Genomic DNA, 18216 nt, shown 5'->3' with positions numbered 1-18216 from the left:
ACGCCGGGTTTTCAACTGCAGCGAACCGGAGGTTTGATCATGAATGACATCAGGTTTGCGGAACCGAAGCTGGCACCCTCTGCATGGGGTCTTTCTGCCCTGGGGCGAGCTGCGTGCGCCTGAGCATCAGGGCATTGACCGCGACGATCACGGTTGAACCCGACATCGACATGGCCGCCATCTCGGGGCTCAGCGTGAAGGGATAGAAGACGCCCGCGGCGACCGGGAAGGCGAGCGCATTGTAGCCGACGGCCCACCACAGGTTCTGGTGCATCTTGCGCAGGGTTGCCCGGGAGATGGTGATCGCCCGCACCACATCGAAGGGGTCGCTCTTCATGAGCACGACGTCGGCGCTCTCCATGGCAACGTCGGTTCCCGCACCAATGGCGAACCCGACATCCGCCTGGGTGAGGGCAGGGGCATCATTGACGCCGTCCCCCACCATGCCGACCCGCCAACCCTGTGCCTGAAGCTCCTTGACCTTGTCTGCCTTCTGGCCCGGCAGCACGTCGGCGAGCACCACATCGATCCCGAGGTCCTTGCCGATCCGGCCCGCAGTGCCGGCATTGTCGCCAGTGAGCATGACGACCTTCACGCCCCGTGCCCGCAGCGACTCGATGGCTGTGCGGGAGGTGGGGCGAACCGCATCGGCGATGGCGATGAGGCCAAGGAGTTTCCCACTTCTGGCGACATGCACGACGGTGCGGCCCGCCCCCTGGAGCTCGTTCGACATTGGCTCCATGCCGGCCCACCCGACCTTCTGGTCCGTCATGAACCTGGCGCTGCCCGCGAGCACCTCTTGCCCCTCCACCAGCGCCCGGGCGCCCTGGCCCTCCACGTTCGCGAAATCGGCCGAAGCCGGAATGGCAAGACCTTCCGACCGCTGCATGATCGCCTTGGCCAGCGGATGCTCCGAGTTGGCCTCGAGGGAGGCCGCCGCAGAAAGAAGCTCTTCCGTGCTGGTGCCTTCGGCAGTCACGATGTCGACCACCTGCGGCGCTCCCTGCGTCAGGGTTCCAGTCTTGTCGAACACGATGGCGTCGAGCTTCGCCGCATCCTCGAGCGCCTGGGCGTTCTTGATGAGAATGCCATGGTTGGCGCCAAGCCCGGTGCCCACCATGATGGCCATCGGCGTTGCGAGACCCAGCGCATCGGGGCAGGCGATCACGAAGACGGTGATCATCAGGGTGACCGCGAAGACAAGCGACGCGCCCATCACCCCATACCAGGCCAGGAAGGTCGCCACGCCGACCACGAGGGCCGCCAGCACCAGCCACTGCGAGGCTCGGTCTGCCAGCATCTGCGAAGGAGCCTTTGAATTCTGCGCCTCCTGCACGAGCTTGACGATCTGTGCCAGCGCCGTGTCCGCTCCGACCTTCGTGGCCCTGTAGCGGATGAGGCCGCTCTTGTTGATCGTGGCACCGATGACGATATCGCCCGGTCTCTTCGAAACAGGAAGGGATTCGCCCGTGAGCATCGACTCGTCGACGGAAGAGGAGCCCTCGATGATCGTGCCGTCCACTGGAATCTTGCCGCCAGGCCGCACGACCACCGTGTCGTCCAGCATCACCTCGGCCGTGGCCACCTCCACTTCGGCGCCCTTGCGCAACACCACCGCCTTGGGCGGGGCGAGATCCATCAGTGCCCTGATCGCATCGGAGGCACCGGCGCGCGCGCGCATCTCCAGCCAGTGGCCCAGCAGGATGAACACCATCAGCATGGCCGCCGCCTCGAAGAACTGCACGCCTTCGAGGAAGAAGGTCGAAATCACGCTGAATGTGTAGCCGGTGCCGACGCTCATCAGCACAAGGACGGCCATGTTCAGCACGCCATTCCGCAGCGCCCGGAAAGCCGCCCTGAAGAACGGCCAGCCGGGATAGACGACCGCGAGGGCCGCGAAGACGAAGAGCAGCACGTTGCGGTCGATGCCGAAAGGTGGAGGCGCAGTGAAGCCGATCATGTGACCCATCTCGGACCACAGGAACACCGGAAGGGTGAAGACCAGCGCCACGAAGAACCGGTTCCGCATGTCGCGCGCCATGGCCTTCATGTCGCCGCCGGGCCCGTGGCCCATGTCGGCATGCATGTCATGCCCGGCTGCACCGGCCGCCTCATGTGCAGCATGAGAAACGGGCGTTCCGGCTCCTGGCGGGCAGACGTGGTTCGGCACCGCTTCGCCGCTGCAATGCACGCCGCATGCCCTGATCGCCGCCACGAGTTCGACCTCTGTGACGACGAGGGGATCGAACATCACGGAAGCGGAGGCGGCCGTCGGGTTGACATGGGCATGATGAACGCCGCGGAGCGCCGCGATGCGCTTTTCCACCGCCTGATTGTCGAGTGCGGTGAACAGGCCTGCAATGGTAAGGTTCTTCGTGATCAATGCGGTTTCCGATCTGTGTCCGGCCGCCGGCCCACGGTCTCGCCCTCATGGGCCCGCCTGCCGTGGCCCGAGTGAGAAGCGGAAACGATAACCCATTGCAGCATCGAAGTCAGTCGTTTGCCAATGCTGGGCCAGCGGCATGCGGGCCGTGTAGGAGCAGCCTGCGGGAACGTGGACGTTGAGCCGCTCTCCGAAGAAAGTGAAGGTCAATGCAGATGAAGAGCGCCAGGACCCGCCGGCGGGGTATGAAAGGTTGGGCGGCTGTGGTAATTCTTGGTTGTGAGATACGCGTTTGACTCTCTTGTCATCGACACCGGAACGCGGGAGGTGATCGCCTCTGGCGTGTCTGTGCACGTCGAGCCAAAAGTCCTGAATCTCATCGTGAATCTCATCGAACGGCGTGATCGGATGGTGTCCAAGGACGAGTTGGTCGCGGCGGTCTGGCAGGGTCGAATAATATCGGATGCCGCAATTTCGAGTGCCGTCAGCGCTGCGCGGCGGGTACTTCGCGACGACGGGCAGCGACAGCGCTACATCCGGACCATCCACGGATGCGGGTTCCGCTTTGTCGGCTCCGTCATCGAAACCGCCAGCGGGGTTCCGGGACCCTCATTGGAGGCATCCGGCACCGCCGCGCCATTGGGCGAGACCCGCCGTCCTCCCTCTGCGGCCGGCGGACCCGCTGCCGTCGCCCGGGGGGCCCAATCTTCGAGCGAGGCGACGTCGCCCTATCTCAACAGGAGGACCTGGCCGTGTGTCGCCGTGCTGCCACTGCGGCTCGCGGGCGACGATCACATTGCAAGCGAGATTGCCGACGCGCTCACCGAGGACCTCGCCGCCTGTCTCTCTCGTGACCGCAGCCTGGCGGTCATGACGCCTCACGATAACAGTTTCGACAGCAACGGGCTTCCGTCCGACGTCCGTCAACTCGCAGGCCAGATGGATGCACAATACATTGTGGACGGAGGCGTTCGCCACATGGGCGGCTCTCCGGCTGTCACGCTCAGGCTGATCGACGGGGTGGATGGGCGGCTCCTGTGGGTGGAGCGCCGCGCTCCCATCATGGATGGTCTGCCCACGCTGGACGACGTGCTTGCCAGAAGGTTCGCGGCCACGATCCGCACCGAGATCGAGGCCAATGAAACGACGAAGGCCGAGGTGGCCTCCGGAGATGGGCTTGATTTTCACGCCGCCTATTGGAAGGGCTCACGCGAGTTGTACCGCTTCACGCACGAGAGCCTGGTCAATGCGCGGGCATACTTTGCAAAGGCCATCCAGCAGAATCCCATGTCTGCATCCGCTCATGCGCGGCTGTCATACGTGGACATCCAACTCTATTGGTACGGATCGGCCGAAGCACGCGACACGGTGTTGAGGCGCGCCATGACAGGTGCAGGCCAGGCCGTGGCGCTCGATCCCAAGAATGCGCTCGGGCGCATGTCGCTTGGCCGCGCCTGGGCGCTAAGTCGCAAGTTCGACGACGCCATTCCGGAACTCGAGGCTGCGGTCGGGCTGGATCCCAGCCTGGCACAACTCCACTTCGCGCTCGGCCAGACGCTCTGCTACGCCGGCCAGGCGAAGGACGCGGTTCGCCTCCTTGATGCGGCCGTCGAGCTGAATCCGCACGACCCCCATCGGTGGACGTTCCTGCACGACCGGTCCGAAGCACAGTTCGCGCTTGGCAGCCTTGCAAATGCGGAACGGGATGCACGAGCCGCCGCCCGCGCTCCAAATGCAACTCATTGGCCTTGGGTCACGCTGGCGGCAGTTCTGGGTGTGGCGAACAGGCCCGAGCAGGCGCAAGAAGCCCTGCGCGGCCTTCTGTACCGCCGTCCGGACTACAGTCTTTCCACGGCGAGGAAGGACCTGAGTCATTTTTCTGACCCGTCCTTTGTGGACCTCTATGTGGAGGGACTGAGGCGAGCGGGTCTCCGTAGGTCTGCGTTGCCGACCGACTAGGGATTTTCGGTTCCGATCCACTGCTCGATCCGGCCGCAGGATTCCGTGAAGACAGTCTCAGTCCAAGAATTTCGACAGCCGATAGACGCGCATCTATCAAGGTTCCAACCGGGCTTCACATTCTCACGCCCGTCTGATCCACGCTAGCACCGCGGGGTGGCTCGCGATCCTTTGGGCCACGCCTTGTACTCTGGCGAAGCGGTCGAGGATCTTTGGGGGAATGTCATCGTACGTTCCGCTGCTCAATGCCTTTTGGATCATATAGATCTTGATGTCCGCGACGGCGGGCCGAGTCCCACCAACGAATGAGCCCTCGCCGATCAGCCCTTCGATGCCTTCTGCCCAGCGCGGAATAAAGTCTGCCACGAGCGCTTGTCGGACCGCCTTCTTTTCCGCTGCATCCGACATGCGTGAAGTTGCCGAGAGACGTTGGCGCAGGTCCTCGCAAGCTTCCAACACTGCATCGTGCCTCGCACCCTCCCAAGGATCCCCGGGATGCAGACCGTGAAGGCGACCGATCAAGCGCAGTATTGCATTCGTCTGCACAAGCACGCCGTGGCCGGGGACCTCGAGAGTGGGAAGGGTCCCGAATGGTAGATCTGGCTTGATCCTGGCGAATTCCGCGCGCCCGACCCGATAATCGTCAAAGTCAACGCCGGCGAGTACCAGAGCCAATCGCACTTCCTCGCCCCGGCTTCCGGGGAAATCGAAATAGGTGACCTTGGGCTTGGACATCGGCTCGCTCTCTCCCTGCTATCATAATGCTAGGGGATCCAGTCAGAAGTCTACCAAACGTTAGCCACATTGTTGAACCCCTCGAACGGCGGTGAACTCCTGCCTCTCAAGCGCTCCACGACGGTCGTGCTCGAGTTCCGGCTGCGTAACCAGATGCAGGTGGCCGGAGAGCAGGGACAGGATGGCTCCGCGGGATCCACTCACCCCGCGGGCGGAATTGAGATCTCAGCGGTGAGTCCCTCAGGGCGGAAGTGAAGATCAGCGCTGCCCCCCAACTGATGAGTTGCAACCATTTGGATCAATTTGCTTCCGAAGCCCTTTTGCGGGTCGCCCTCAGGCGAGGGCCCTCCCACTTCGCGCCAATGAATGCTCAGTCGCGAGTGTTGGCCCCGGATAACAGTGGCTCTAATCAGGACCCGGCCTCCAGTCACGGAGAGGGAACCATGCTTCGCTGCGTTGGTGGCCAGCTCATGGAGGACCATGCTCAGCGATGCTGCGCGCCGCGCCTCCAACTTTAGCGGAGGGCAATGACCGATCTGTACCTGTTCACCATATGGTGCCAGAACTCTCACCAGCAGTTCCGAGAGCTCGCAAGGCTCATTGCGGAAGGCCGAGAGTTCAGCCTCTGCGAGAGCATCGATCCTGCCCAGGAGCGTATCGCGATACTCTGCGGCAGAGAGCCCATCTGCCGGAGACTGCCGTGCGAGGGACGACACGACGGCGAGGAAGTTCTTGAAGCGGTGCCGCACCTCGGCCTCGACGATGTCATGCCGGGCGAGCTGAGCCCTCTGTTCTGTCACATCATCGAAAACGACAAGCATGGATTGGCTGTTGCTGTCCGGATGAACCAGACGCCGGGCGCTCACCAACATCGTTCGCCGGCCGATGTGAGGGAAGTTGTGGTCGATCTCGTATCCCAGGACAATCTCCGTCCTGGGGATAACGCGACGAAGGAGTGTCTCGAGTTCGGGGTTGTTCCACTGTCCGTTCCCCAGCTGGAGGAAGTTCTCGCCAACCGTTTCATCCCGCCTGACGTGACATTGTTTCAGGAACGCCGGATTGGCATTGGTCACGCATAGATGCTGATCGAGCACCACAAGGGGCATCTGAATGGTATCGACGACTCCCTGGGCTTGAACATGGCCAGCGCGAAGGAGCCGGTAAAGCTCTTCAAGCGTCATTGGCCAACCTCCACTTGCCCTTCTGCCCCAAGGAAACGGCTTCAGGCCATTCCAGTTTCTACCACCTTGGGAGGTGAAAGTCTCTGCCGACTCTAGAAACGAGCTATGGCCACTGAACGGCCAGCTGCTCCAACCCTCGCTAGAGACGATGGACAGGTCGTGCCTTTTCAGGGGCGGTCAGTGAGCTGAGAATCCAGGCGGCACTGGAAGTCCCCGGGCAACACTGCTGAGTCTTCAGGGTTCCATGTCTGGATTCAGTGCGTGTCTTCCTGAACTTCCCTAAACGAAGACGTCAATGGGAGCGGCTGTGTGCTTTGGGGTTCGGCAGGAGGAAATGCCGAGGTCTGACTCGGTCAACCCACTCGTGCTGAGGAAGGTTCGGCAAGCCTGTTGCTCTGGTCCCGCAATCAAAGCTCATGTCCGCGAATCTTGTAATAACAACTTCAGCCAGAATCCCCAAGACAACCCCTAACGCCATCCTACGATGGCGGTAAGGAGGAAGCGACGGATGTGACTCGCTCCTGAGCTAAAGGGTTGTAGCGCTGAGCCAAAAGACAACCTTGGATGTGAAATATTGTTCAGTCGCCGATGTTCTTGATCATGTAAACATAGGCGGTGCTGACGCCATACTTCCTAGCGAGCTGCGTTGCCGGGACCCCCTTCTCGCGCTGTGTGAGGATTTCAGCACGCATCTTGCTTGCCTCCACACGGCTGCGGCGACGCCTGATCACTCCGTCTCCTGCTCCGCGTGTATCTTCTGACTGTTCAGTGGCAAGAATCTTCTGGGCTGTCGCAATGATCTTCTTGAGGTTCGAAATCTGCCGTTTCGAGAGAGCCATGTTCACTCCGGGGTATGCACATCCAGGCCATGTGCGTCTTCTTGCCTTTTCAATGGCCATCCGTGGCTTACAGGTGGTCCAACCGTCAATCAACCCGGTAATGACGCATGAAGGGGTCGTGGAGGTATCACATCCAAGCCGTGGTTAAGCGCCCGGCCAGAACGCTAATCGGTACCTTCCTTGTTCGCCGGAAAGTATCTTCCGGTCCCGTCCAGGCAGATATCGTCGATCTCTTCTTCGCTGTCTGGAATGACTTCGCCCCCCGCCCTCGCGATCCACTCGCGAGTAGCCTTGTAGCCGGCTTCGACATATTCGCCCTTCATGGCGTGGAATACCTTGAAACTGTGAACCGTGATCTTGGCCAAAGGGCACCCCGTGCAGAGCAAGGGTGTAAACTACGTCCGCGGGGCGCTTGCCACAAGGATGCTAGGAGTTTTGATGGCATGGAGATTTCGCCGCTCAGTTGTGCGAGCGGGAAATCGGGTGAATTAAACTTTTAAAGCAGTTTCGAAAGAGGGAATTAATACCTACAAAGCTAAGGGTCTGGGAGTGGGGCAGATGACCGTTCGAACCTCACTCAGATGCCGGCGTGAGGTGTGTCTGCTACCGGTCAGGAGAAGTGCATGAACGATTTTCCCGCAGAAAGCCCCAGAACCGCCCGGCCCGAAAGCCAGTATACGATCTCCAGATTAGCTCACCCGGTCGCAGTTCTCGAGGGTCCCGACTATCGCCTCGCACACTGGAATTCGGCCTTTTCCAGCCTGATGGCCGAACCGGCCGAGCCCGGCGTTAGGCTTCGGGACGTGCTGCCGGAGTTCGAAACATCGGGTCAACTCGGCTATCTTCGCGAAGTCTACTACTCCTACTGCCGCCATGAGAACTGTGGGCCGGTTCGTTTCGGGTCGAAAGCATCTGCGGGGCGGTACTTCGAGTTCTCCTACCGGCCCATGCATGCGCCCTCCGGGCAATTTCTCCGGATCCTCCTGAAGGGGACGGATGTAACCCACGCAGTCACACAGCAGAGGAAGCGCCGAGAGGCAGAGCATCTGGCTCGCGCAACTCTTTCTGCCTTGAACGATCACATTGTCATTCTTGATCAGAATGGAGTGATCTGTGCCGCCAACGGGCCGTGGGAACGCTTCAGCGCGGAAAATGGTGCTGATCCCTCCAGTACCGGAGTTGGAGCAAACTACCTCGATGCATGCGACCGAGCGGCCAGTCAGGGCGATGAGATCGCCGCCAGCGTGGCGAAGGCCATTCGAGCTCTCATAGCAGGTTCGAGGGAAGAGTACCGGTTCGAGTACACCTGCCATGCCCCCAATGAAGAACGTTGGTTTGTGGCGAAGTTAACGCGAACCGAATGCGGCGGAGTGGAGAGAATTGTCGCCGCCCATGAAAACCTCACAGATCTCCGGAAGACGCAGCGCGAGCTCGCCTACCTTGCCACCCACGACGCCTTGACGGGAGTCCCCAACAGGAACCTGTTCGAGAAACTCGCGACCGAGCGGCTCGAGCGCCGCAGTGGGGCTTACGCTCTGCTCTTCCTCGACCTCGACAACTTCAAGAACATAAACGACGTGCACGGGCACCTTTACGGAGACGCTGTGCTGCGGGCTTTCGCGGAAAGCATCGACCATCTCCTTCCCTCCGGAGATCTCTTTGCGAGACTCGCGGGCGATGAGTTCGTTATCCTCGGAGGCGCCGAGAACGAACAAGACGCAGTCGCTGCGGCGACCCGGCTGGCGAACGTCATCAAGCAGCATCTGTCGAAGCCCCTCTCCGTGGAAGGCTGCCAGATCAGTTTGTCTGTCAGTGTCGGAGTGAGCCTGTTCCCCTGTGACGGTGAAAGCCTGCCCGAGCTGATGAAACAAGCGGATTCCGCAATGTACCAGTCCAAGAGAGAGGGGCGCGGAACCCACTCCTTCTACACGCCAAGTCTCAGCCGGAATGCGAGGGACCGGCTGGTGATTGAGAGCGAGCTCAGGTCGGCCATTGCGCGAGGTCAGCTGGAATTGTACTTCCAGCCAGTGATCGACCTATCGACGGCGAGGATCGCGAGTGCTGAGGCGCTGCTCCGCTGGAATCATCCGGACCTCGGTTCAGTGTCACCGGCAAAGTTCATACCTATTGCCGAAGAGTCGAGCCTCATTCTGGATGTTGGGCAGTGGGTCGTTCAGGAGGCATGCTCTCACCTGAGGAGGTGGAGCGCTGCGGGGCTGCCCCGAATGCCGGTAAGTATCAACGTCTCAGCCAGGCAATTGCAAAACGAAGGCTTTGTTCGCGATCTGATGAGCTGCGTCATGGCCGCCGGCGTCACTCCTGGTGACCTGGACCTGGAGATAACCGAGCGCACAGCCATGACCCACAGCGAATTCACCCATCAGCGCCTTTGTGAGCTCGAGAAACTGGGTTTTTCACTCACGATCGACGATTTTGGAACAGGGTATTCAAGTCTGCACTACCTGCAGATTTACCCGCTGGACAAGATCAAGATCGATGGTGCCTTTGTAGCGGGTCTGACCACCAAGCAGAGTTCTTCTGCGATCGTCAGGTCAGTGATCGCCTTGGGCAAGTGTCTGGAAGTCGGAATTGTGGCAGAGGGCGTGGAGACCCCGGAGCAGGCAAGTGCTCTCGCGGAGCTCGGCTGTGACTATGCGCAGGGCTTCCTCTATAGCCACCCGCTTTCGGCCCAGGAGTTTGAGAACAATCGCAACGTGGCGTTAATGGAGAGCCTGCGTCAGGAGCTGCTTGGCGGTCCCGCCGTTCATGAGCGGCGAACAACACACCATGCCGAACTTCTTGGCGCGGGTGCTCGAGACGCCGCTGGTCAGAGGTGAGGACGTGACCCAGGCTGTCGCGGTCATTTTGCTGGCCGTGCGCAGTTCGCCAGCGTGCAGGCGGGGCCCGCTCCGACGCTCCGGTTGGCGGGGTCACCAGCTCGCCGATGCGGCGGGCATGCGACTGGCGAAGGCTGGCCGCCGCGGTTGCACCTTTGAGGCGAGGCGAAACGCCAGGGCGGTGGCCTAATGCGTGAGTGCGGCACCAAGCCATGGCGCCCCGGAAGGAAAACTCGAAGTGCGGGGCAGGTTTCGGAACAGAGCAGCTAAATGCTGAGTTCCAGTGAGTGCCATTTCCGTTCGCGCCGGAAACGACATGATCCCCAATACCAATGCGAGGAAAGACTCGATGAACGCGAGGAGGATCTCGGCACCGGTAAAAGCTATCTCCATCGCTCTCGTTGCAGTCGTAGTGCTCGTGGGTCCGGGTGAGAGTACATCCGGGGCGGAAGATGGCAAGATCACGGCACGTTACGTCAAGGTCGATGGTCTTCGCAGCGGGCAGGTGCTGTGGATCCGCTCCGGACCAGGAAAGCATTTTCGGCGAATCGGCCTCCTGCGGCACAATACCGAGGCCATCCGCAACTACGGCTGCAAGCAACTGGCTTCAGGATACTGGTGCAAGATCGGCTATCGCGGCGTTCGAGGATGGTCGTCGGGCCGGTTCTTGGCTAACGACCGCTCCCTCCGCACCTAGGCCTTCGGGGATCGGGAACAAGCCGCATGAGTAGCTATCGAAACATTCTCGCCCTGTTGCAGGGTCAGCTGTGGCTCATACCAGCGCTATTTGCCCTCGGTGCGGTTCTTCTCGCTGTCGGGCTCCTCGGTTATGGTTCGCTCCTCATCGAGAATGTACAGAGAAGCCAGTGGTGGCTCTACAGTGGTGAGGCTCGCACCGCGCGCGATCTCCTGTCGAGTCTGCTGGCGGGCCTGATGACCATGACGTCACTGGTGGTTTCGGTAACCTTCGTCATTCTCACGCTGGCAGCGAACCAGCTCGGCCCGCGGCTGATCCAAACCTTCATGGGAGACAGACAGATACAGGCCGTGCTCGGACTGTTCGTCGGCACAATCCTGTATGTCATACTTGTGTTGCGTACCCTCGACGACACGCTCGGTTCCGAAGGCGTGCCGCATCTTGCCATTACTGCGGCAAGTCTCCTGACGGTCATCTGCCTGCTGGCACTGCTTTTCTACATCCACAAGGTTGCCAGATCCATCGTCGCCGATAATGTGATCGAGGCGGTCGCGCGCGCCTTCCGGCACACCCTGCACGACATCCTGCCTGAACGGCGCGAGCATAGCGGGAACGCCGGACACGCGGCGGCTTCTGCGGCCAGCTGGGCCGTTCCGCTCGCCAGAATTGGCTATCTGCAGGTCGTCGATTACAGAGGCCTCGTCGAATTGGCGTGCGAGTACGACATGTCGATCGACGTTCGGGTGAGGGCGGGAGACTATCTTCTCAGGAACGGTGATCACATTGCAGTACATGCAGCGGCGGCACCCGCGGAGAAGACCTGCGTTCGGATCCGCGCCGCCTTCACGATCGGAGCCGAGCGAACGCCTGCGCAGGACCCGGAATACGGTCTGCGGCATCTGGTCGAGATCGCGACGCGGGCCTTGTCTCCGGGCATCAACGACCTGTTCTCGGCTGCTGCTGTGCTCGACAGGCTAGGGGCTGTCTTTGAAGAGGTCTTCTGCCGCGATCCGCAGCCTTGCCGGTTTGCCGACGCAAATGGAACGGTCAGAGTAACGGCGTGCCGCAGCAGTGTCGAGGACCTGCTGGACGCAGCCTTGCAGCCCATCCGGCAGTCGGCCCGTGGACATCCCATGATATTGATCGGCATGGCCGACGTACTTGCCAAACTCGCCGCGGGGACCACACACGGAGTACAGAGGAAACTCCTGCTCAAGCAGCTGATCCGGCTAGAGGGGACGGTGTCTCTGGGGTCATTCACCGGAGAAGACCGTAGGGACATCCTGGAGGCAATCGCACGGGCGCGCCGCGGCCTTGTCGAAGATGTCCCGGAGGAATGACCAGCCCCGCTGAGGCACGGTGCGACCCGCAGGTGAAGACGTTCGTGGGTGCTGTCGTCAGCCTGTCGCAGGTGAACGGCTCGAGACGCCTAACCTCTCTCATGATGGGGGGAGTTGAAACAGGATAAGTCGGGCTCAGTGCGGTCACCGCATGGATAGCAGGGCAGTGCCCTTTGTCCACCACGGTAGGCAGCGTAGGCGTTTGCAGCTCGGGCCATCTTCTTGGCGTGTTACGGTGACGACACGTGCGCTGCGGCTGTTCTGAGCCATTCAGAGGGCCATCAGTCGATGGTTTATTTCACCGCCAGTCGCATCGCAGGGAACCCGCGGTTGGGAAAGGCGTTCGGCCTTGCAGCGGATCTCTTCACCGGCCAGTCAACATCAGCATCGACTCTTATCTGGAGAGGCATCCGACTCATTCCCTGAATAGGAGCTTGCATGCCAAACGTCGGGAGCCTTGGTGGCTTCGTTGCCAGCCGCCGTCGGTTGCTGAGAACACTTGCAGGCGCGGCCGGAGTAGGAGCAGTTGCGCGCCCCGTAAGCGCCTTGGCACAGGAGAGCGGCTCGAGCGTGCCCCCGAATGTGCCGAAATGGATGAGGGAGCAGGGTAAGCCAATCCTAAGTCCTGCCTACGGGCTGCCATCCGCGTTCGAGAGGGATGTCGTGCGGCGTCCCACGGATCTGACGCCGACGGACACCAGTTCCTGGAGCTTCACGCCGCTCCAGGATCTCCATGGCGTCATCACCCCCAACGGCCTGGTGTTCGAGCGTCACCACGGCGGAGTTCCTGCCATCGATCCTGATGAACACAGGCTGATTGTGCATGGGCTCGTGGAGCGATCGCTGATCTTCACCATGGATCAGCTGTTGAGGTTCCCCTCAGTTTCGCGAACTTTCTTCCTCGAGTGCTCGGGCAATTCTCTCACCGAGTACAATAACCCTCAGCCCAGCGTGCAGACGAGCCATGGCCTGCTCAGCTGTTGCGAGTGGACGGGGGTTCTTCTCTCTACCATCCTGCAGGAAGCAGGTGTGAGACCTGACGCAGCGTGGATCCTCGCCGAAGGCGCCGACGCCGCGGGGATGACCCGCAGCGTGCCGATCGGCAAGGCGCTGGATGATGCACTGGTGGTCTATTCGCAAAATGGGGAACGGCTCCGGCCAGAGCAGGGCTATCCCCTCCGGCTTCTGCTGCCGGGATATGAGGGCAACATGTCGATCAAATGGCTGCGCCGCATCGAGGTTGGAGACGAGCCTTGGCACACCCGCGAGGAGACGTCCAAATACACGGACCTGATGCCGGACGGCGAAGCCCGGCGCTTCACATATGTGATGGAGGCCAAGTCGGTCATCACCAATCCTGCCCCGCCAAGGTCGATCGGCAGCCCCGGATTTCATGAGATTTCCGGCCTTGCCTGGTCCGGCAACGGCCGGATTGCCCATGTCGACGTGACCGTCGACGGGGGCCGCAGCTGGGCGAGGGCCCAACTGCAGGAGCCTGTCCTGCCAAAATGTCTGACCCGTTTCAGGCTGCCGTGGGACTGGACGGGAGCGCCAGCCAGGCTGGCGAGCCGTGCAACGGATGAGACTGGATATGTGCAGCCGACCCGACAACAGCTCATCGCCGCGCGTGGACGCAACTATGTCTACCACTATAACGCAATACAGACGTGGGACATTGACCAGAATGGAGCGATTTCCAATGCTGCGGCTTAATAGTACGGCATTGGCGGTGATGATCGGACTGGGTGTCGGCTTCGGAACTCAGGCGCACGCGCAGCAGCGCTACGGCATCGGAGAGGAGCCGAGCGCTGAACAGATTTCCGGTTGGGACATCGACGTGCGGCCGGACGGCGCGGGCCTTCCAGGCGGTCGCGGGTCGGTATCAGAAGGCCAACAGATCTACGAAGCGAAGTGCGTCGCCTGTCACGGCGTCAGCGGAGAAGAAGGTCCGATGGACAGGCTGGTCGGCGGAAAGGACTCACTCGACACATCCAAGCCAGTCAAGACGGTGGGGAGCTATTGGCCCTACGCTGCAACCCTCTTCGATTATGTCCATCGCGCCATGCCGTTCGATCAGCCCCAAAGCCTGGCAGACAACGAAGTCTACGCAGTTTCCGCATATATTCTTCACTTGAACGGCCTTGTGCCAGAGGATGCCGTGTTGGACGCCAGATCACTTCCACAGGTGCAGATGCCGAACGAGGATGGATTCTTTGGGCCAGATCCCAGGCCCGACGTTGCCAACACCCGTTGCATGCAGCAATGCGAACCTCTTGTCTCCGGCGGAGGCGCGGACAAGGCTCTCACTCCCGATCAGGTTCAGTAGAACGCTAGGGACTTTTGCCGGATCCATGGCAGAAAAATTAAAGAGTCAGGAGCGTGCGACTACTCTACTCGGAGTGGCCCGGGAAAGTCATGGGATTGCGCTTCGTGCGTTATCAGTGTTTGCTCTCTCTACAGTTCTCATCCTTGCGGGCGCTGCAGCGGCTCCAGCGCAGGGTGAGTCAGACCCATGGATGAGTCATGGCGGCATCAGCAGCGCCCCAGGCATCGGATTTCCGGCAGGAACTGCAGCTGCGTTGGGATCTGCGGATATGCAGGAAGGCGTGAGCTGATAGAATTGGCCGCAACGATTTGGGCTTGCCATCCGAACTGCCACGCGGAGGCCCAGGAACGGGGCTCAGCAGCGGTTCCAGCGAGGTGATCTCGAAGGGTTCAATGGTGTGCAACCACGATAGGCCGCCGCTGGACGGAGAGTTTCGAAGCTGTGCGTTCAGCGAAAGTGTGTGCCCGGAGGAGCCGACGGAGAATGAATGACGCAGGCGGCCACCTGGAAAGTGCCTACCCGCTGCGTCGCACCGCGTCGCTGCTTGTCGTCGCTGCGGCGCTGGCACTGATCCTCATCTACGCCCCCGATGTGTTGTTGGTAATCTTCGCGGGCTTGCTATTCGGCGTCTTTTTCGGGAGTGGAGGAGAGTGGTTGGCAAGGCAGATGGGAGTGGGCCGCCGTTGGGGCATTGCCTTGTTCATTCTCCTGATCGTCCTGGCGTTCGCAGGCGCAGGCTTCTTCTTCGCGCCAGCCGTGGCCGAGCAGTTCGACAGGCTGGCTCGGGAGATCCCATCCGCTCTGGCATCGCTCCGGTCCCGCGTTGAGCAGTATGCCTGGGGCGAGGAATTCCTCCGGCGGGCGACGCCGGGTGCGCTGATGAGGGCCGGCGGGGGTGGGACGGCCGCAACCGCGGTCACGACCACGCTAGGGGCTCTCGGCAACTTCATCATCATGCTCTTCATCGGCCTCTATGTGGCTCTGGACCCGATGACATACCGCCACGGTCTCGTCAGCCTCTTCGCGCCCTCCTTGCGGTCTTCAGTGGAGGACACGCTTCACCAGGCCACCGAGTCGCTGAAGAACTGGCTGTCTGCGCAGCTCATGGCTATGGCCGTGGTGGGAGTTCTGACTTGGCTGGGCCTCTGGCTAGTTGGCATGCCGCTCGCGCCGGTGCTTGGGCTGCTGGCGGCACTGTTAACCTTCATACCCAACATCGGACCCATCATTGCAGCGGTACCGGCCGTTCTCCTGGCGTTTGCGCAAGGACCAACCACGGCACTGCTTGTTGTCGGGGTTTACCTCGTGGTGCAGACGCTCGAGAGTTATGCCATAACTCCCCTTCTTCAGCAGGAGCGAGTCTCGTTGCCGCCAGCACTGACCATCTCGGTGCAACTGTTCATGGGCGTGCTCTTCGGTATCCTCGGCCTCGCACTCGCGACCCCATTGGCCGCACTGGGTCTGACCTTGGTGCAGAAGACATATGTGGAGCGGTATCTCGAACGCAGTCCAGGAGATCGCGAACTGGCTCCTAGCGAGGGGGGAGGGCACTAGATCGCAGTTCACGTAGGTCCCTGTCGCCCATCGGAACTTTGGCCTCGTCGGCGGGGTCAGGGTTATTGGGCAACTTGCCGGCACTTCCGGCCAGTCATGGTTCGAATGCACGATCGTTCGGTCGGTGGGCGACGACGAGGTCCGACGATCTCTACAGATTGCCGGCATTGTGGCCGTCTCTACAAAGAGACCTTTCGTGCTAGCCGCCGAATGTCCAGAGCCGGGAAATCAGCCAGAAAGTGGCGGTGATGCCGATGGCATAAGCCGCGGCGGCGCGTGAGATGCTCGGTATGGTCCCAAGCATCGCTTTCGAGGCGGCAAACACCGTGAGCACCGCTACGATGAAGATGAGCTGCCCGGCCTCGACTCCAAGGTTGAAAGTGAGCAGCGCCATGGGAATGTCTGAGTGCGGGAGTCCGATTTCCTTGAGGGCGCCGGCAAAGCCGAAGCCGTGCAAGAGGCCAAAGGCGAAGGCGACAACCCACGTGTATCGTTCCGAGAGCCGTGAAGCCTTGGGATCGGACTTGAGTATCTCGCTTGCCACGAACGCAATGCTGAGGGCGATGATTGCTTCGACCGGCGGCTGCGGCAGGTTCAGGTAGCCGAGTGCCGATCCCGCAAGCGTGATGCTGTGTGCAACGGTGAAGGCGGTGATGGTCTTCAGCAGTTGCTTCAGGTCATGGATCAGAAGGATGAGGGCAAGGACAAAGAGAAGATGGTCGAATCCGCTCAATATATGTTCGACACCGAGCACGAAATAGGTCGCGGCGACATCCAGCGTCGTCTGCTGCCCGGCGACGGTGAGTGAAGGCAGGTCTGGCGTCAGCCTGGCGATCTCAGTCGCACCATCGATGTAGGTGATATGCACCAGTGCATCGGTCATGGTGGAGCTGAGGCCGTCGATAGTAATGGTCCGGCCCTTCAGGCCGCCGCTGCAGTATGTCGTCCAGCGCTCCAGATAGGCGCCGGTCTCGATGGATCTCGCTGGTTCGGTTTTTCGGACACAGTTTTCCGGGAACCGCGCATGCAAGCCAAGGCGCATCTGCCCCAGTGCCGGAACCTTCCACAATACCGTGAGCTCGTTGGGCGCCACTTCACGCAGATCGAGATAGGCCGGCCTAAGCTCATGCGCCGCCGCAGGTCCACCGGCGAGCAGCGGCAGCAGGACAAGCAACAGTTGCCAGAGCCTCATGGCTTGGATCCCGTGGTGGTGGGTTCGATCACCACCTCAACGCGCTTGAGCAAATCAGCCAGTCGAAGGTCCTCGACCTCGCGGCGCTTTGCCTGCACCCATTCTGTCCTCACTGCCTCACGAACTTCGGCCAATACGGGAATGCGCCCGGGCTGTCGCTCCGTGACCCGGATGAGGTGGAAGCCGTAGCCAGACCGGACAGGACCCAGCCACTCGCCGACAGGAGCCTTGCGCGCCGCTTCGGAAACTTCCGGTCCGTAGGTGTCCCCGACGCCTGTGAGCCGACCCAGTGGCAGACTGGGGGGCAACATCGTGAAGTCCCCGAGGGTGGAAATGTCGGTATCCGGCTTGGATTCGAGCGTCGCCAGCATTGCGGCCGCGTCTGCCTCAAGGGTGTCGGCATGGCGCTCGGAACTGAGAAAGACTTGCTCCACCGCAATCTGCGGCTCGATCTCGAAACTCTGGGGGTGTGAATCAAGATAGGCCTGTAGCGCGGCATCTGTCGGAACGATGCTCTCAGCCTCGGCATTCCCCAGAAATTCCATCTTCTGGCGAAGACGTCTGCGAATGACCGTGTCATCCTGGTCGAGCCCCAGCGCCAGCGCCTGACGAACGTAAAGTTCCTCCTTCACATAGTCGTCGATCATCGCCTTGAGCTCGTCGGCGCTGGGAGGCCGCTGCCAGGTCTTGACGAAGATCTCCGTCATCTGGTTGATCTTCGCAGCGGAAACAGTGATGCGGTTGGTGTTCCAGCCATCGCCATTGACCATCATGTAGACGAAGAAGATCAATCCTCCGGCCAGGAGGAAATGCAGCAGGGGCTCCTTCATGAACCGCTGTATCATCTTTCGTTCTATACCCCTTCTTATGGCATTTACGACAGATAGCGCTTACCCACCGGCACGAGTCGGCTGAAAGGGTCCTGCTCACTCTTCGAGAGACTGCCACCGCCAATTCTGCAGCTGACTCTCGTGGAGGTACTTGCAAGCAACCTCCAGTGCCAATGCTCAGTAGCTCCGTTGCGTCACTGCCGCCACCGAGATTGGCAGAACCTGCCCGACGACGTAAGCCTTTGGGCTGCATGGTCATGCATCGGCATTGATTTCCGTCAATGTCCTGCACGTGAGATCGGGTCTAAAAGGTACATTCTTCAGTTGTCTGCTCAATTCAGGA

Annotated in this window: 14 protein-coding genes; 7 read left to right on the top strand and 7 right to left on the bottom strand. The window is 60.9% G+C overall.

Annotation, left to right across the window (positions count from 1 at the left end):
- Positions 1 to 49: 49 nt before the first annotated feature.
- Complete coding sequence (locus ACK4HL_RS09785; RefSeq protein ID WP_409759373.1) at positions 50 to 2383, bottom strand: heavy metal translocating P-type ATPase; 2334 nt, start codon at positions 2381 to 2383, stop codon at positions 50 to 52.
- A 327-nt stretch (positions 2384 to 2710) separates the two neighbouring features.
- Here ACK4HL_RS09785 and ACK4HL_RS09780 point away from each other — a divergent pair, with 327 nt between their 5' ends.
- Positions 2711 to 4342 (top strand): winged helix-turn-helix domain-containing protein, encoded by a 1632-nt coding sequence (locus ACK4HL_RS09780; RefSeq protein ID WP_409759370.1) that lies wholly within the window; start codon positions 2711 to 2713, stop codon positions 4340 to 4342.
- A 123-nt stretch (positions 4343 to 4465) separates the two neighbouring features.
- Here the strand turns inward: ACK4HL_RS09780 and ACK4HL_RS09775 are convergent, their stop codons facing one another.
- From ACK4HL_RS09775 to ACK4HL_RS09760, 4 genes are all read right to left on the bottom strand, one after another.
- On the bottom strand, positions 4466 to 5077 hold the full coding sequence (locus ACK4HL_RS09775) for a glutathione S-transferase family protein (protein WP_409759367.1): 612 nt from the start codon (positions 5075 to 5077) through the stop codon (positions 4466 to 4468).
- Between the two features lie 200 nt (positions 5078 to 5277).
- Positions 5278 to 6258: an HWE histidine kinase domain-containing protein gene (locus ACK4HL_RS09770; protein ID WP_409759363.1), complete on the bottom strand. Its 981-nt coding sequence runs from the start codon at positions 6256 to 6258 to the stop codon at positions 5278 to 5280.
- Between the two features lie 578 nt (positions 6259 to 6836).
- A complete protein-coding gene (locus tag ACK4HL_RS09765; protein ID WP_409759360.1) occupies positions 6837 to 7097 on the bottom strand; it encodes a hypothetical protein in 261 nt (86 codons plus the stop codon).
- A 164-nt stretch (positions 7098 to 7261) separates the two neighbouring features.
- The gene (locus ACK4HL_RS09760; RefSeq protein ID WP_409759357.1) at positions 7262 to 7462 is read right to left on the bottom strand and encodes a hypothetical protein; all 201 of its coding nucleotides are present in this window, start codon (positions 7460 to 7462) and stop codon (positions 7262 to 7264) included.
- Between the two features lie 258 nt (positions 7463 to 7720).
- Here ACK4HL_RS09760 and ACK4HL_RS09755 point away from each other — a divergent pair, with 258 nt between their 5' ends.
- From ACK4HL_RS09755 to ACK4HL_RS09730, 6 genes are all read left to right on the top strand, one after another.
- Positions 7721 to 9934, top strand: coding sequence for an EAL domain-containing protein (locus ACK4HL_RS09755; RefSeq protein WP_409759354.1), 2214 nt, complete (start codon positions 7721 to 7723; stop codon positions 9932 to 9934).
- A 316-nt stretch (positions 9935 to 10250) separates the two neighbouring features.
- Positions 10251 to 10631, top strand: coding sequence for an SH3 domain-containing protein (locus tag ACK4HL_RS09750; protein ID WP_409759351.1), 381 nt, complete (start codon positions 10251 to 10253; stop codon positions 10629 to 10631).
- A gap of 26 nt (positions 10632 to 10657) precedes the next feature.
- Positions 10658 to 11971, top strand: a complete 1314-nt coding sequence (locus ACK4HL_RS09745; RefSeq protein ID WP_409759347.1) for a DUF2254 domain-containing protein — start codon at positions 10658 to 10660, stop codon at positions 11969 to 11971.
- 438 nt (positions 11972 to 12409) lie between these two features.
- Positions 12410 to 13684, top strand: a complete 1275-nt coding sequence (gene soxC, locus ACK4HL_RS09740; RefSeq protein ID WP_409759344.1) for a sulfite dehydrogenase — start codon at positions 12410 to 12412, stop codon at positions 13682 to 13684.
- Complete coding sequence (locus tag ACK4HL_RS09735) at positions 13671 to 14297, top strand: c-type cytochrome (protein ID WP_409759341.1); 627 nt, start codon at positions 13671 to 13673, stop codon at positions 14295 to 14297. Before soxC ends, ACK4HL_RS09735 begins: the two co-directional genes overlap by 14 nt.
- Before the next feature lie 483 nt (positions 14298 to 14780).
- Positions 14781 to 15851 (top strand): AI-2E family transporter, encoded by a 1071-nt coding sequence (locus ACK4HL_RS09730; protein ID WP_409759337.1) that lies wholly within the window; start codon positions 14781 to 14783, stop codon positions 15849 to 15851.
- Between the two features lie 199 nt (positions 15852 to 16050).
- Here ACK4HL_RS09730 and ACK4HL_RS09725 read toward each other — a convergent pair whose 3' ends face one another.
- Together ACK4HL_RS09725 and ACK4HL_RS09720 are read right to left on the bottom strand one after the other, a co-directional pair.
- The gene (locus tag ACK4HL_RS09725; RefSeq protein ID WP_409759334.1) at positions 16051 to 17043 is read right to left on the bottom strand and encodes a HupE/UreJ family protein; all 993 of its coding nucleotides are present in this window, start codon (positions 17041 to 17043) and stop codon (positions 16051 to 16053) included.
- Positions 17040 to 17873 carry a peptidyl-prolyl cis-trans isomerase gene (locus ACK4HL_RS09720; protein ID WP_409759331.1) on the bottom strand — a complete coding sequence of 278 codons (834 nt, stop codon included), beginning with the start codon at positions 17871 to 17873 and terminating at the stop codon, positions 17040 to 17042. Before ACK4HL_RS09720 ends, ACK4HL_RS09725 begins: the two co-directional genes overlap by 4 nt.
- Between the last annotated feature and the right edge of the window lie 343 nt (positions 17874 to 18216).

It is taken from the genome of Aestuariivirga sp. (genome assembly GCF_046294715.1).
GTDB lineage: Bacteria > Pseudomonadota > Alphaproteobacteria > Rhizobiales > Aestuariivirgaceae > Aestuariivirga.
The sequence above is the reverse complement of the archived record's forward strand: the minus strand, read 5'-3'. Positions and strand labels throughout refer to the sequence as shown.